The sequence below is a fragment of the Streptomyces sp. HSW2009 genome (genome assembly GCF_040240285.1).
Lineage (GTDB): Bacteria > Actinomycetota > Actinomycetes > Streptomycetales > Streptomycetaceae > Streptomyces.
Genome location: NZ_JBEHZD010001170.1, coordinates 1 through 414 on the forward strand (window position 1 = coordinate 1; position 414 = coordinate 414).

Genomic DNA, 414 nt, shown 5'->3' on the forward strand with positions numbered 1-414 from the left:
GGGGGGGGCGCGGGCGCGGGGCCGGGCCGGCCCCGCCCGGGCGGGCAGGGCGCGGCGCGCCCGGGGCGCGGGGCGGGGCCCCGCGCGCGCCCCGGGCCGCGCGCTCGACGTCGCGTACTCCGTCAACGGCGGCACCTCCTGGCAGCGGGCCGCGGTGGTCGGCGGCGTCGCCACCGTCCCGGCCCAGAAGGCCGGCACCGCCGTCACGCTCCGCGCCAAGCTGACCGACACCGCGGGCAACACGCTCACCCAGACCGCGGTCAGCGCCTACCGGACCCGGTAGCCGCCCCAGCCGGGCGGGCCGCGACCGGCGGGTCGCTGTCCACCCACCCGTGCCCCCCCCCGCGGGGCCCCCCGCCCCCCCCCCCGCCGGCCCCCCGGCCCCCCCCCCCCGCGCGCGCGGGGGGGGGGGGG

The 414-nt window shown here is 87.0% G+C and carries 1 pseudogene; it reads left to right on the plus strand.

The features are described from left to right. Positions 1–283, plus strand: a pseudogene (locus tag AAHZ94_RS35075) (serine protease); the annotation flags it as partial. Positions 284–414 lie beyond the last annotated feature (131 nt).